A 13,609-nucleotide genomic window follows, 5' to 3' on the forward strand; every position below is an offset into this window, starting at 1 on the left:
AGCAAAAAATGAACAACAACACACATAGCAGCGATGTCATTGTGATTGGAGGAGGCTTGGTTGGCAGTTCCGTGGCTTACGGGTTGCTGCGCCAGGGCCTGTCGGTCACGATCCTCGATGGTGCGGACGACACGATTCGTCCCTCACGCGGCAACTTCGGCCTGGTCTGGGTGCAGGGCAAGGGCTTCGGCATGGCCGACTACGCCCGCTGGAGCTTTGGCTCGGCCCGCCAGTGGCCTGCGCTGCGCGATGAACTGCAGGCGCAGACCGGCATCGACGTCGAGCTGATGCAGCCCGGAGGCCTGCACATCTGCCTGAGCGAGGAAGAGATGGCCCAGCGCGTGGACAAACTGCGCTGGCTCGAGTCTGAGGTGGGCGACCCCGCCTACCGCAGCACGGTGCTCAGCCGCGACGAGGCGGCCGAGCACCTGCCGGGGCTGGGCCCCGAGGTCGCGGGCGCCACCTATTCGGCGATGGACGGCCACTGCAACCCCTTGAAGCTGCTGCGCGCGCTCTACAGCGCCAATATCGCCAAGGGCGCGCGTATCCACAACCGCATGCAGGTCGATGCGATCCGCAAAGACGGTGGCATCTTCCACGTCAGCGCCGGCGAGCGTGCCTGGCAGGCGCCGCGCATCGTGATTGCCGCCGGCCACGCGACGCAACAGCTGTCGGCCATGGTGGGCATGTTTGTGCCGGTGCGGCCCAACAAGGGCCAGGTCTTCATCACCGAACGGGTTCAGCCCTTCTTGACGCACCCCACCAACTATGTGCGCCAGACCGATGAGGGCACGGTGCAGATTGGCGACTCGATGGAGGAGCTGGGCTTTGACGACATGGTGCGCGTGCCGGTGAACGCCAGGATTGCCGCGCGTGCGGTCAAGTGCTTCCCGGTGCTGGCCAACGCCCGCGTGGTGCGCACCTGGGCGGCGCTGCGGGTGATGTCGCCCGATGGCTTTCCGATGTACCAGGAGTCGGACAGCCACCCTGGCGCCTTTGCGGTGACCTGCCACAGCGGCGTCACGCTGGCGGCCCAGCACGTCTTTTGCATCGCCCCCTGGGTGGCCACGGGCCTGCGGCCGGCCGCCATCGAGGCATTCCCCGCGACACGATTTACGCCGGAAACGGAAGTGAAACCCTATGGCATCTAAAGCCCTTTTCAAATACCTCCCTGGCCACCAGGCCGGGGCCGCTGGCACGGTGTCGGTGCTGGTCAACGGCGCGGTGGTACGCATGTCGCCCGCCAGCAGCCTGGCCGCTGGCCTGCTGGCAGCCGGCATCACCGCGGTGCGCGTCTCGCCCGTGGGCCAGGGCGCCCGCGCGCCTTACTGCATGATGGGCGTGTGCTTTGAGTGCATGGTCGACGTCAACGGCCGGCCCAACCAGCAGGCCTGCCTGATCACCCCCGAAGACGGCATGGAGGTGACCACCATGCAGGCGGCGCCCAGCGTGCTGGATGCGCAGGAGGCCAAGCATGTCTAATCCCGCTATCCCTTTGAACGACGCGCCCAGCCAGGTCCGCGACCTGGTCGTGATTGGCGCCGGCCCGGCCGGCATGGCAGCGGCCCTGGCGGCCCAGCGGCGCGGCCTGGATGTGCTGCTGCTGGACGAACAACCCCAGGTGGGCGGCCAGATCTACCGCAGCATCACCCAGACCGATGCCCAGCGCGAGCGCATCCTCGGCGCGGACTATGTCTACGGCAAATCGCTGGCCGATCAGGTCCGCGCCAGTGGCCTGACCCACTGGGCCGGCGCTTCGGTCTGGCAGATCGACCCTGACAAGACCGTGCATGTGCTGCGCAATGACCGCACCACACGCATCGAGACCAAGTCGCTGGTGATCGCCACTGGCGCGATGGAGCGGCCCTTCCCCGTGCCGGGCTGGACCCTGCCCGGGGTGATGACCGCCGGTGCCGGCCAGATTTTGCTCAAGAACGCCGCCGTCGTGCCCCAGGTACCGGTGGTGCTGGCCGGCTGCGGCCCCTTGCTCTACCTGCTGGCGGCGCAGTACCTGCGCGCGGGCGTCGAGATCCGTGCGGTGCTCGATACGTCTGCGGGCACCGACTGGCGCCTGGCGATCCGCCATGCCTCGTCGCTGCTGGCCGGCTGGGGCTATGTGCGCAAGGGCCTGGGGCTGCTGCGCGAGATCAAGTCGGCCGGCATTCCGTTCTTCAAGGATGTGGGCGGCTTGCGCATCGAGGGCGAAGACGCGGTGCGCCAGGTGCGCTTTACCAGCGCGGGCCACTCCCAGCAGATCGACTGCGAGCTGGTGCTGCTGCACCAGGGCGTGGTGCCCAACACCCAGGTGTCCTGGTCCTTGCGCGCCGAGCACCATTGGGACGATGAGCAGCTGTGCTGGCTGCCGGTGCTCGACAGCTGGGGCCAGACCAGCCTGCCGGGCATCTATATCGCCGGTGACGGCGCCGGCATTGGCGGCGCGCTGGTGGCCGAGATGCAGGGCGCGCTCGCCGGTATCGGCGTGGCCAACAGCCTGGGCTTTGGCACCAGCGAAGACGGTGCCCAGCAGCGCGCCCAGATCGCCCAGCACCTGCGCATCCGCCCCTTCCTGAACCAGCAGTACCGGCCCAAGGACGAGTTCCGCATTCCGGCTGACGAGGTCGTGGTCTGCCGCTGCGAAGAGGTGACCGCAGGCGCGATCCGCGAGCAGGTGCAGCTGGGCTGCGTGGGCCCGAACCAGACCAAGTCCTTCAGCCGCTGTGGCATGGGCCCCTGCCAGGGCCGCCAATGCGGTTTGACGGTGACCGAGATCATCGCCAAGGAAGCCAATTTGCCGCCGCAGGAGGTGGGCTACTACCGCATCCGTCCGCCACTCAAATCGCTGTCGCTGGCCCAGCTGGCCGCAGGCGTGTGACATGGTTGCCCTGGTAAACCCGGCATCGGGCAGCAGCGATGTGCTGGTGATCGGGGGCGGCCTGCAGGGCCTGTCCAGCGCCTTCCAGTTGGCCAAGGCAGGCCTGCGTGTGCGCCTGATCGAGGCCGAGTACTGCGGCCGCCATGCCTCGGGCGTCAATGCCGGCGGCGTGCGCACCTTGGGCCGCCATGTGGCCGAGATCCCGCTGGCGCTGGCGGCACGCGAGCAGCTCTGGCATCGCCTGGCCGACATCATCGGCAGCGATGGCGGCTTTGTGCCCTCGGGCCAGCTGCAGGTCGCCGAGAACGAGGCCGACGAGATCAAGGCCAAGGCCCGCGTGGCCATGCTCAACGGCCTGGGCTTTTTCCATGAGCAATGGGTGGACCAGCAGCAGGTGCGCGAGTTGGTGCCCAGCATCTCGCCCCATGTGGTGGGCGGCATCTGGGCCGACCGCGATGGCTATGCGCTGCCCTACAAGGTGGCGACGGCCTACCGCCTGGCGGCAGAGAAGCTGGGCGTGCAGATCGTCGAGCAGGCGCCCGTGCTGCGGGTGGACCACCAGGCTGGCATGTGGCAGGCGAGCACCGCGCAGGGCGCATTCCATGCGCCCTGGCTGGTCAACACCGCGGGTGCCTGGGCGGCAGATTTTGCCGCGCAGGTGGGCGACCCGGTGCCGATGGTGGCCGGCGGCCTGATGCTGATGGTGACCCAGCGCGTGGCGCCCTTTGTCAAACCGGTGCTGGGCGCCATGGGCCGGCCGCTGTCGTTCAAGCAGTTCGACAATGGCACGGTGTTGATTGGCGGCGGCCTGCGCTGCGAGGCCGACGCCAGCCAACGCCATGCGATGGTCGACCTCAACCGCATGCCCAAGAGCGCGCAGACGGTCATCGACCTGTTCCCGCATCTGCGCGATGTGAGCATTGCACGGGCCTGGACCGGTATCGAGGGCTTTATGCCCGACGAGATTCCGGTCATCAGCCCCAGTGCCAGTGCTGATAACCTGGTGCATGCCTTTGGCTTCTCTGCCCATGGCTTTGAGCTCAGTCCGATGACCGGCTGTATTGTGGCCGAGCTGGTGACTAAGGGCACCAGCAGCTTGCCGATTTCGGCGTTTCGTGTGGACCGCTTTGCCGCTGCCTAGCAGCGCGGCGGTCGTATTTTTATCTCAGGGAGTAAATGATGAGCAACGACATCCAACGTATCGACAGCAATGAACGCCTCAGCCGCATCGTTGTACACGGCGGCGTGGTCTATGTGGCCGGCGTCACCGCTGGCGACATCTCGGGCGACATTGGCGCCCAGACCCGCGACGTGCTGGCCAAGATCGACGGCTACTTGAAAACAGCCGGCACCAGCAAGTCGCGCCTGCTCACCGTGCAGATCTGGCTCAAGGACATCGACAAGGATTTTGCCGGCATGAACCAGGTCTGGGGCGAATGGGCCGACAAGGCCAATATGCCCACCCGCGCGACCTGCGAAGCCAAGCTGGCGCGCCCAGAGTTGCTGGTCGAAATCATCGTCAGCGCCGCCCTCTAAGCATCGGCCACCCAGCAAAATGCCAGCCCTCGGGCTGGCATTTTTTGCTTAAAGATTCAGCCGATCAGGGGATCAGCAAACCGCGCTGCACGGCCGGGCGCTGCAGCCAGTGGCTGAGCACGCGGCTGACTTCGGGGTACTGGCCCCAGCCGATCAAGGCCTCGGCGTTGTAGCGCACGATCATGTTTCGGATCCAGGGGAAGATGGCGATATCGGCAATCGTGTAGGTGTCACCGGCCACCCATTCCTTGCCGGCCAGGTGCTTGTTCAGCACGGTCAGCAGGCGCTTGGATTCGTCCACATAGCGGGTCAGGGGGCGCTTGTCCTCAAAATCCTTGCCGGCAAAGATGTTGAAGAAACCGACCTGGCCAAACATCGGGCCGATGCCGCCCATCTGGAACATCAGCCACTGCAGGGTCTCGTAGCGCTTGACGGGGTCCTGCGGCAGGAACATGCCAGTCTTCTCGGCCAGGTAGACCATGATGGCGCCGGACTCGAACAGTGCAATCGCCTGGCCGCCGGGACCATTGGGGTCGATGATGGCCGGGATCTTGTTGTTCGGGAAGGTGCCGACAAATTCCGGCGAGGTCTGGTCGTTGCTCTCGAAGCTGATCTTGTGCACTTCATAGGGCATGCCCAGCTCTTCGAGCAGGATGGAGACCTTGACGCCATTGGGCGTGGGCAGCGAATACAGCTGCAGCAGATCAGGCCGGGTGGCCGGCCATTTGCGGGTAATACTGAAATCGGCGAGGGTGCTCATGGGAATCTCCAGACGATATGCAGGCGGCTTGCAGGTATGCGCCTTGCCAGCAGCATAAAGCAGATTGGGCGCGGGCCTGTCGGCCTACTTCGCGTCCTGGGGCTTCACAAATTCGATGCGCAGGCCCTCGGCCGTCACCTGGAAGGTGGCAGGCAGCTCGGCGGCCTTGTCCAGGCGCTCCAGGTCCTCCTGGCGCAAGGTGTGCACCACCACATCCTCCATCGCATGCTCGGCCGCGCGCGGCGCGTAGGCCTGCAGCATCACCTCCATCGCCTCGGGCAGGCCGGTCATCTGCAGCGACTGCACCTGCACCTGGGTGGCACGCAGGCTGTGGTCGGCCGGCGAGTAGCGCAGTGCAAAGTCCAGCACCATGGTGCCGTCCAGGCGGTGGGGCAGCACCTTGCCCGACATCTCGGCGCGCATCGTCGCCTGGATGCGGTTGGTCTCGGGCAGCAGCTGCAGGCTGGGCGCCTGCACATCGAGCTGCAAGAGGCCGAGCAGCGGATAGGAGCGGGGGAAGGACTTGGCCACGATGGTCTGCAGCTCAGCGGCAGACAGGGTGTAGCTGGGTGGGGCAAGCAAGGAGCAGGCGGCCAGCAGGCTGGCGGCAAACAGGCTGGAGGCCAAAAAAAGGCGGCGGCGCATAGGGGTTGGAAAGCGTATTGGCAGGGGGCGGGTGGATGCGCATCGTACCGATCAGAGGGCAGTGCGCGTGCTGGATTTTCCCACCCGCAGGGATCGCATTGTTGCGCAGCTTGCATAACATTGTGTGCTGCACGAACAATGTCAGCAAAAGATCGCCCATCTCCTTGTTTTATTGGGGTAAATGCCCACTTTTCACGGGCTGCGTGAGCGTGAGCAGATGTCATTTCGTGTGAGAATTCGCAGGCTTTCCGGCTGCGGACGATGGCGCGCGCTGGTGCGCGATGGTCTTGCTTCCCGGTTCGAAAGCGCTGCCTGCTGGCAGCGCTAGCCAAGATCCCAAGGACAGACATGAATTTCGCATTGAACAAGCGCGCCCTGGCGCTGGTGGGTGCCTCGCTCATTGGCGCAGCCCACGCCCAACACCTGACCATTGCGCTGGCCTCCGAGCCCACAGCGGCCGATCCCCACTACCACAAGATGACGACGAACGACTCGTTCTCGGCGCATGTCTATGACTCGCTGGTGGGCCGTACCGCCAGCATGGAGCTGGTGCCCTCGCTGGCCACCTCGTGGAAGAACCTGGACGACCTGACCTGGGAGTTCAAGCTGCGCAAGGATGTGAAGTTCTCCAACGGCGCGCCCTTCACCTCGCAGGACGTGCTGTTCACCATCTGCCGCACGTTGAACAACGAGACCAATGTCTCGCAGTCGTACATGGATACGACCAAGCTGATCACCGATGTGCAGACCCCCGATGACCTGACCGTGATCGTCAAGACCGCAGAGCCCGTGCCACTGATTCCGGCCGAGTTTGCGCGCAACCTGCCCATCATCTCCAGCAGCATCATCAAGCACGACAAGCTCAAGTTCGCCCCCAAGGAAGGCTGCGGCTACAAAGGCCCATGGCCCACGGTGGCCGACTTCAACAGCGGCAAGATGGCGATTGGCACGGGCCCCTTCAAGCTCAAGTCCTATGTGAAGGGCAATGCCATCACCTTGGAGCGCAATGACGGCTACTGGGGTCCCAAGCCTGCCTGGCAGACCGTCAAGATGGTGGCCGTGCCCAACGCCGGCCCGCGCCTGACCGGCCTGATGTCCGGTGACTACGACCTGATCGAGAACCCGGCCGCCCGCGACCTGGCCCGCATCAAGGAAGACAAGAAGCTGGCCTTTGTGGCCACGCCGTCCACCCGCCTGGTGTTCTTCCAGCCCGATATCGGCCGCGACAAGTCGCCGTTCGTGACCGCCCCCGACGGCAAGAATCCGCTGCAGGACCTGCGCGTGCGCAAGGCCATCAACATGGCGATCGACCGCAAGGCCATCGTGCAGCGCTTGATGGACGGCATGGCCACCCCCGCCTACCAGTACATGCCCGATGGCATGTTTGGCGGCCTGGCCAAGGCCCCCGAGATCAAGTTCGACCCCGAAGGCGCCAAGAAGCTGCTGGCCGAAGCCGGCTACCCCAATGGCTTCGAGATGACCTTGTCGTCGACGAACGACCGCTACATGAACGATGCGCAGATCTCGCAGGCCGTCGCACAGTACCTGACCCGCATCGGCATCAAGACCAAGGTCGATGCGATGACCGCCTCGATCTACTTCCCCAAGCGCGCCAAGCGTGAGTTCAGCTTCCCGATGGGTGGCTGGCCGTCGGAAAACGGCGAAGCCTCGGGCCTGTTCCAGCTGTGGGTGACCAGCACCGATTCGCCCAAGGGCCTGGGCACCAGCAACTACGGCGCTTTCAGCAACACCGATTTCGACAAGGTCTACATCCCGGCTGCGAAGACGGTGGACCCGGTCAAGCGCAAGGCCATGCTGGAGCAGGCCACGCAGATCGCGCTGGACAACGTGCCGCTGATCCCGCTGCACTTCGAGAGCAGCATCTGGGCCTTCAAGAAAGAGCTGAGCTACGAAGGCCGCCGCGACCAGTACACGCTGGCCACATCGGTCAAGCCCGCCAAGTAAGCAAAGTGCTTGCGGCAGCCGGGGTCCTGCACCCCGGCGTGGGCGATGAGAAATACGTAGTGGCACGGCACTTGCATTGCCCTACGAGGCTTTTAACCAAGGAGGAACGACCTGTGTCTACCAAGAAGATCTCGCGCCGCACACCCTTGTCGCTGGCCAGTCTGGCTGCGCTCGCTCTGCCTGCGGGCATGGCGGCCGCCCAGTCGCTGACCATCGGCCTCGCCTCCGAGCCCACCGCCGCTGACCCGCATTACCACAAGGTCACCACCAACGACGCGTTCTCGGCCCATATCTTCGAGTCGCTGATCAACCGCAATGCGCAGATGGAGCTGATCCCGGGCCTGGCCCAGTCCTGGCGCGCCGTCGATGACAACACCTGGGAGCTCAAACTGCGCCAGGGCGTGAAGTTCTCCAATGGCGAGCCCTTCACCTCCAAGGACGTGCTGTTCACCCTGTGCCGCGTGCTGAACAACGAGACCAATGTCTCGCGCTCCTACATGGAGCCGGCCCAGAGCTTCAGCGATGTGCAGACGCCCGATGACTACACCGTCATCATCAAGAGCGAGCGGCCCATCCCGACGATGCCCAATGAGCTGGCGCGTTCGCTGCCCATCATCTGGAGCGGCATCGCCAAGTTCGACAAGCTGCGCTTTGCCCCCAAGGAGGGCTGCGGCGTCACCTCGCCCTGGCCCACGGTGGCCGATTTCAACACCGGCAAGCTGTCCATCGGCACGGGCCCGTACAAGCTCAAGTCCTATGTCAAGGGCACCGGTATCGAGATGGAGCGCAACGAAGCCTACTGGGGCAGCAAGCCGCACTGGAAGAGCGTCAAGATGGTGCCGGTGCCCAATGCCGGCCCGCGCCTGACCGGGCTGATGTCCGGGGACTACGATGTCATCGAAAGCCCGGCTGCGCGCGACCTGCCACGCATCAAGGACAACAGCAAGCTCGACTTTGTCGCGACGCCGTCCACCCGCCTGATCTTCTTCCAGCCGGACGCCGGCCGCGCACAAAGCCCGTTTGCCAAGGCCGCCGATGGCAAGAACCCGCTGCAGGATTTGCGCGTGCGCCAGGCCATCAACATGGCCATTGACCGCAAGGCCATCGTGCAGCGGCTGATGGATGGCATGGCCACCGTGGCCAACCAGTACATGCCAACGGGCATGTTCGGCAGCCTCGACAAGCCCGCCGAGATCAAGTTCGATCCCGAAGGCGCCAAGAAGCTGCTGGCCGAGGCCGGTTACCCGCAAGGCTTTGAGCTGACCTTGACCACCACCAACGACCGCTACATCAACGACGGCCAGATCGCGCAGGCGGTGGCCCAGTACCTGACGCGCATTGGCATCAAGACCACGGTGGATGCGCAAGCCGCTGCCATCTATTTCCCCAAGCGGGCCAAGCGCGAGTTCAGCTTTGCGATGGGCGGCTGGCCGTCGGAGAACGGCGAGGCCTCGGGCCTGTTCCAGTACTGGGTGGCCACCACCGACAAGGACAAGGGCCTGGGCACCAGCAACTACGGCGGCTTTAGCCTGCCCGCGTTTGACCAGGTGTTTGTGCCCGCAATGGCGCAGATGGATGCGAGCGCGCGCAAGGCCGCCTACCAGCAGGCCACGCAGATTGCGCTGGCCAACGTACCGCTGATTCCGCTGCACTTCGAGAGCAGCATCTGGGCATTCAAGAAAGGGTTGAGCTACGAAGGCCGACGCGACCAGTACACGCTGGCGATGTCGGTCAAACCGAAATAGACAGCTGGTGCCACACCGGGCGCCAAACAGGCCCGGTCCCTGGCAGGGCCCGCATCCAGCTCCAGTGGTGGGGCCATGCGGGCTTTGTGATTTTGTACGCCCCACGATGAAAAGACTCCACAGAGGGCGGCAACCATGCAGGTGACAGCGCATGGCATTCTAATTTTGAGGACGTAATGTGATCGTCTATATCCTGCGCCGCATGGTGCAAAGTTTTCTGGTGCTGCTGGCGGTCTCGCTGGTGGTGTTCATGGCGGTCTACGCGGTGGGCGACCCCATCGAGCTGCTGGTGAGCGCCGAGGCCAGCGATGCAGACCGCCAGGCGATGATCAAGCGCCTGGGGCTGGACCTGCCGGTCTGGCTGCAGTACTGGAGTTTTCTGACCCGCGCCTTCCAGGGTGACCTGGGCACCTCCTTTGTGCATGGCATCCCCGCGATCGAGCTGATCGTGCAGCGCTTTCCGGCCACCTTCGAGCTGGTCGTGGTCGCCATTGGGCTGACCTGCCTGCTCGGCATTCCGCTGGGCCTGATTGCCGGCCTCTTCAACGACAGGCCGCTGGGCCGGGGCCTGATGGGCGGCTCGGTGCTGGGCTTTTCGCTGCCCAACTTCTGGCAGGGCATGATGCTGATACTGATGTTCGCCGTCTGGCTGCAGTGGCTGCCCTCTTCGGGCCGGGGTGACACGGTCAATGTGCTGGGCGTGCCGCTGTCGCTGTTCACCGCCGATGGCTGGAGCCATGTGATGCTGCCGGCCATCAACCTGGCGCTGGGCAATATCGCGCTGGTGCTGCGGCTCACCGCCACCGGCGTGATGGAGGCCAAGACCCAGGAGTATGTGAAGTTCGCGCGTGCCAAGGGCATCAGCGAGCGCCGCATCCTGACCCGCCACATCCTGCGCAATATCCTGATCCCCGTGGTCACCGTGATCGGCATGGAGTTCGGCACCCTGATCGCCTACTCGACCATCACCGAGACCGTGTTCGCCTGGCCCGGCATGGGCAAGCTTTTGATTGACAGCATCTACAAGCTCGACCGCCCGGTGGTGGTGGCCTATGTGATGCTGGTCACCTTCATCTTCGTGATGATCAACCTCTTGGTGGACCTGGCCTATGCGGTGCTCGATCCGCGCGTACAGCTGCAGGAGGCCCAATGATGCAGCCCGACAAACCCCTGATGACCATCGACCCCAGCAAGCGGGCCCAGCCCCTGCAAGACACGCCCCAGCGGCGTGCCATTTTGAAGAAACTGCGCAGCAAACCGTCCGTCAAAGGGGCTGTGATCGCCCTCGTGCTGCTGCTGGCCGTGGTGCTGCTGGCGCCGTTTCTGTCGCCACAAAACCCCTATGACCTGGGCGCGCTCGACCTCATGGACGGCCGCCTCAAGCCGATGTCCGAAGCTGCTTCGGGCATGACCTACTGGCTGGGCACCGACGACCAGGGCCGTGACATGCTCTCGGCCATCCTGCACGGCCTGCGCATCAGCCTGATGGTGGGCCTGAGCGCCGTGGTGCTCGCCACCATTATCGGCAGTCTCGTCGGCCTGGTCGCGGCCTATTTTGGCGGCTGGGTCGATACCGTGCTGATGCGCATCGTCGACTTCATCCTCGGCTTTCCCACCATCCTGGTGGCGCTGGTGCTGCTAGCCATTCTGGGCCGGGGCGTGGACAAGGTGGTGATCGCCATCGTGATGGTGCAGTGGGCGCATTACGCCCGCATCATGCGCGGCCGTGCCTTGCAGGAGCGCAAGAAGGAATACATCGAGGCGGCCAAGAACCTGGGCTTCCCCGGCTGGCGCATCATGACGCGCCACCTGCTGCCCAACTGCATGGGCCCGGTGATGGTGTTCGCCACCATCCAGATTGCCAATGCCATCGTGCTCGAAGCCACCCTGTCCTTCCTGGGAGTGGGGGTGCCGATCACCGAACCCTCGCTGGGCCTGCTGATTGCCAACGGCTTTCAGTACCTGATGTCGGGTGACTACTGGATCAGCATGTTCCCCGGCCTGGCGCTGCTGGCCCTGATCCTGTCGATCAACCTGATCGGCGACCGCCTGCGTGAAGCTCTGGACCCGAGGAAGTAATGACTATCCCTTTGCTTGAAGTACAAGATCTGCAGACGGTGTTCCACACCGAAGAGGGCGCCTGGCCCGCTGTCAGCGACATCGACATCCGCCTGGAGGCGGGTGAAATCCTGGGCCTGGTCGGTGAATCCGGCTCGGGCAAGTCGGTCACCGGCTTCTCCATTTTCGGCATGATCGATGCCCCCGGCGAAGTCACCCAGGGCAAGGTGCTGTTCAAGGGCCAGGACCTGCGCGCGCTGTCGGCCGAGTCGATGCGCAAGCTGCGCGGCGACCGCATCGCGATGATCTTCCAGGACCCGCTGATGACGCTCAACCCGGTGCTGCGCATCGAAGAGCAGATGCTCGAAGCCATCGACGCGCACCAAAAGCTGCCCAAGGCGCAGGCTTTGCAGCGCTGCGTGGAGGCGCTGGCGATGGTCGGCATCCCCGCGCCCGAGAAGCGCCTGCGCAGCTACCCGCATGAGTTCTCCGGCGGCATGCGCCAGCGCGTGGCGATTGCGATTGCGATGCTCAACCGTCCCGACCTGATCATCTGCGATGAGCCGACGACGGCGCTCGATGTCACCATCCAGGGCCAGATCCTCTACCGCATGCAGCAGATCTGCCAGGCCCAGGGCACGGCGCTGATCTGGATCACGCACGATCTGGGCGTGATCGCCGAGCTGGCCGACCGGGTGGCGGTGATGTATGGCGGCCGCATTGTCGAGACCGGCACCGTCGCCGAGGTGCTCGATGCACCGCGCCACCCCTACACCCAGGGCCTGCTCAATTCGCTGCCCGCCCAGGCCACGCCGGGCGAGCGCCTCACGCAGATCAATGGCATGGCGCCCAGCCTGTCGGGCCGCGTGCCCGGCTGCGCCTTTGCGCCGCGCTGCGGCCGCGCCACCCCGCGCTGCGTCGATGAGCAGCCCCCCGTCACTACCATTCCCGGCCGCGCATTCCGCTGCTTTGTACCGCTGGAGGCACCTGCCGCATGACCGCGATGACTACCCCTGTGATTGAACTGCGCGATGTGCACAAGCGCTTTGTCAGCGCGCCCGATCTGCTGCAGAAAATCGTTGGCGCCGTCGCCCGGCAGCCCGCGCAGACGCGCATTGTGCATGCCGTCAACGGCGTCAACCTGCAGATCGCCAAAGGCGAGGTGCTGGGCCTGGTGGGTGAATCGGGTTGCGGCAAATCCACGCTGGGCCGCGTGGTGGCCGGCCTGCACCCTGCGACCGAAGGCCAACTGCTCTACAAGGGCCAGGATGTGAGCGGCCTGGGCGGCCAGGACAAGCTCGCCTACACCCTGGGCGTGCAAATGGTGTTCCAGGACCCGCAGGCCTCGCTCAACCCGCGCCAGAAGCTGCACCAGATCCTGGGCGAGGCACTGCATGTGCACAAGCTAGCCCCTGCGGCCGAGGTGCCCGGCCGCGTCGATGCCGCGCTGGCCGAGGTGGGCCTGGCCAGCGAGTACCGCGCGCGCCTGCCGCACCAGATCTCGGGCGGCCAGCGCCAGCGCATCGGCATTGCCCGTGCGCTGATGGTGACGCCGGAGTTCCTGGTCTGCGATGAGCCGGTGGCCGCGCTCGATGTGTCCATCCAGGCCCAGGTAATCAACCTGTTCATGGACCTGCGCGCCCAGCGCGGCTTGACCTACCTGTTCATCAGCCATGACCTGGGCGTGGTGCGCCACATCTCCGACAAGGTGGCCATCATGTACCTGGGCAAGATCGTGGAGATGGCGCCCACGGCCGAGATCTTTGGCCAGGCCCAGCACCCCTACACCCAGGCGCTGCTGGCCGAGGTGCCCGATGTGGGCCGGCGCAAGCGCGTGTTCACCCCTATCAAGGGCGAGATCCCCTCACCGCTGAACCCGCCACCGGGCTGCACCTTCCACCCGCGCTGCCCGCATGCGATGGAGCGCTGCAAGCAGGAGGTGCCACGCCTGCGCGAGACGGCAGCCGGCCATGTGACCGCCTGCCATTTGTTGGACTGATCCGTTGGACGCGCACAGAGGAAACCACC

The 13,609-nt window shown here is 65.0% G+C and carries 13 protein-coding genes; 11 read left to right on the top strand and 2 right to left on the bottom strand.

What is annotated here, in order from left to right:
- Positions 1–8 precede the first annotated feature (8 nt).
- The 5 genes from N4T19_RS17580 to N4T19_RS17600 are packed head-to-tail and all read left to right on the top strand — an operon-like array spanning position 9 to position 4,408.
- Positions 9–1,151 (top strand): NAD(P)/FAD-dependent oxidoreductase, encoded by a 1,143-nt coding sequence (locus N4T19_RS17580; RefSeq protein ID WP_116925497.1) that lies wholly within the window; start codon positions 9–11, stop codon positions 1,149–1,151.
- Entirely contained in the window at positions 1,141–1,482 is a 342-nt protein-coding gene (locus tag N4T19_RS17585) for a (2Fe-2S)-binding protein (protein ID WP_116925498.1), read from the top strand. The genes N4T19_RS17580 and N4T19_RS17585 overlap by 11 nt, the downstream gene beginning before the upstream one ends.
- A complete protein-coding gene (locus tag N4T19_RS17590; protein WP_182344564.1) occupies positions 1,475–2,872 on the top strand; it encodes an FAD/NAD(P)-dependent oxidoreductase in 1,398 nt (465 codons plus the stop codon). Before N4T19_RS17585 ends, N4T19_RS17590 begins: the two co-directional genes overlap by 8 nt.
- A 1-nt stretch (position 2,873) precedes the next feature.
- Positions 2,874–4,013 carry an NAD(P)/FAD-dependent oxidoreductase gene (locus N4T19_RS17595; protein ID WP_182344566.1) on the top strand — a complete coding sequence of 380 codons (1,140 nt, stop codon included), beginning with the start codon at positions 2,874–2,876 and terminating at the stop codon, positions 4,011–4,013.
- A gap of 38 nt (positions 4,014–4,051) precedes the next feature.
- Positions 4,052–4,408, top strand: a complete 357-nt coding sequence (locus tag N4T19_RS17600) for a RidA family protein (RefSeq protein WP_116925534.1) — start codon at positions 4,052–4,054, stop codon at positions 4,406–4,408.
- Between the two features lie 64 nt (positions 4,409–4,472).
- On the opposite strand, the gene N4T19_RS17605 is transcribed toward N4T19_RS17600, so the two are convergent.
- A complete protein-coding gene (locus N4T19_RS17605) occupies positions 4,473–5,168 on the bottom strand; it encodes a glutathione binding-like protein (RefSeq protein ID WP_116925501.1) in 696 nt (231 codons plus the stop codon).
- Positions 5,169–5,252: 84 nt separating this feature from the next.
- A complete protein-coding gene (locus N4T19_RS17610) occupies positions 5,253–5,813 on the bottom strand; it encodes a DUF1439 domain-containing protein (RefSeq protein WP_182344569.1) in 561 nt (186 codons plus the stop codon).
- Positions 5,814–6,161: 348 nt separating this feature from the next.
- Here N4T19_RS17610 and N4T19_RS17615 point away from each other — a divergent pair, with 348 nt between their 5' ends.
- The 6 genes from N4T19_RS17615 (at position 6,162) to N4T19_RS17640 (ending at position 13,580) form a co-directional block, all read left to right on the top strand.
- Complete coding sequence (locus tag N4T19_RS17615; protein WP_116925503.1) at positions 6,162–7,778, top strand: ABC transporter substrate-binding protein; 1,617 nt, start codon at positions 6,162–6,164, stop codon at positions 7,776–7,778.
- Positions 7,779–7,906: 128 nt separating this feature from the next.
- The gene (locus N4T19_RS17620; protein ID WP_116925535.1) at positions 7,907–9,523 is read left to right on the top strand and encodes an ABC transporter substrate-binding protein; all 1,617 of its coding nucleotides are present in this window, start codon (positions 7,907–7,909) and stop codon (positions 9,521–9,523) included.
- Between the two features lie 178 nt (positions 9,524–9,701).
- On the top strand, positions 9,702–10,676 hold the full coding sequence (locus N4T19_RS17625; protein WP_182344571.1) for an ABC transporter permease: 975 nt from the start codon (positions 9,702–9,704) through the stop codon (positions 10,674–10,676).
- Positions 10,676–11,602, top strand: coding sequence for an ABC transporter permease (locus tag N4T19_RS17630; RefSeq protein ID WP_232539496.1), 927 nt, complete (start codon positions 10,676–10,678; stop codon positions 11,600–11,602). The genes N4T19_RS17625 and N4T19_RS17630 overlap by 1 nt, the downstream gene beginning before the upstream one ends.
- The gene (locus N4T19_RS17635) at positions 11,602–12,579 is read left to right on the top strand and encodes an ABC transporter ATP-binding protein (protein WP_260718657.1); all 978 of its coding nucleotides are present in this window, start codon (positions 11,602–11,604) and stop codon (positions 12,577–12,579) included. The genes N4T19_RS17630 and N4T19_RS17635 overlap by 1 nt, the downstream gene beginning before the upstream one ends.
- Positions 12,576–13,580, top strand: a complete 1,005-nt coding sequence (locus tag N4T19_RS17640; protein ID WP_182344573.1) for an ABC transporter ATP-binding protein — start codon at positions 12,576–12,578, stop codon at positions 13,578–13,580. Before N4T19_RS17635 ends, N4T19_RS17640 begins: the two co-directional genes overlap by 4 nt.
- Positions 13,581–13,609: the final 29 nt, after the last annotated feature.

The organism is Comamonas squillarum, from assembly GCF_025309455.1.
In the GTDB taxonomy this organism is placed as follows: domain Bacteria; phylum Pseudomonadota; class Gammaproteobacteria; order Burkholderiales; family Burkholderiaceae_C; genus Comamonas; species Comamonas squillarum.

Excerpts from the sequence above, each read along its gene's own strand:
- N4T19_RS17615 (WP_116925503.1), top strand. The coding sequence starts at position 6,162 with ATGAATTTCGCATTGAACAAGCGCGCCCTGGCGCTGGTGGGTGCCTCG.
- N4T19_RS17580 (WP_116925497.1), top strand. The coding sequence starts at position 9 with ATGAACAACAACACACATAGCAGCGATGTCATTGTGATTGGAGGAGGC.
- N4T19_RS17585 (WP_116925498.1), top strand. The coding sequence starts at position 1,141 with ATGGCATCTAAAGCCCTTTTCAAATACCTCCCTGGCCACCAGGCCGGG.
- N4T19_RS17610 (WP_182344569.1), bottom strand. The coding sequence starts at position 5,813 with ATGCGCCGCCGCCTTTTTTTGGCCTCCAGCCTGTTTGCCGCCAGCCTG.
- N4T19_RS17590 (WP_182344564.1), top strand. The coding sequence starts at position 1,475 with ATGTCTAATCCCGCTATCCCTTTGAACGACGCGCCCAGCCAGGTCCGC.
- N4T19_RS17635 (WP_260718657.1), top strand. The coding sequence starts at position 11,602 with ATGACTATCCCTTTGCTTGAAGTACAAGATCTGCAGACGGTGTTCCAC.
- N4T19_RS17605 (WP_116925501.1), bottom strand. The coding sequence starts at position 5,168 with ATGAGCACCCTCGCCGATTTCAGTATTACCCGCAAATGGCCGGCCACC.
- N4T19_RS17630 (WP_232539496.1), top strand. The coding sequence starts at position 10,676 with ATGCAGCCCGACAAACCCCTGATGACCATCGACCCCAGCAAGCGGGCC.
- N4T19_RS17595 (WP_182344566.1), top strand. The coding sequence starts at position 2,874 with ATGGTTGCCCTGGTAAACCCGGCATCGGGCAGCAGCGATGTGCTGGTG.
- N4T19_RS17600 (WP_116925534.1), top strand. The coding sequence starts at position 4,052 with ATGAGCAACGACATCCAACGTATCGACAGCAATGAACGCCTCAGCCGC.
- N4T19_RS17640 (WP_182344573.1), top strand. The coding sequence starts at position 12,576 with ATGACCGCGATGACTACCCCTGTGATTGAACTGCGCGATGTGCACAAG.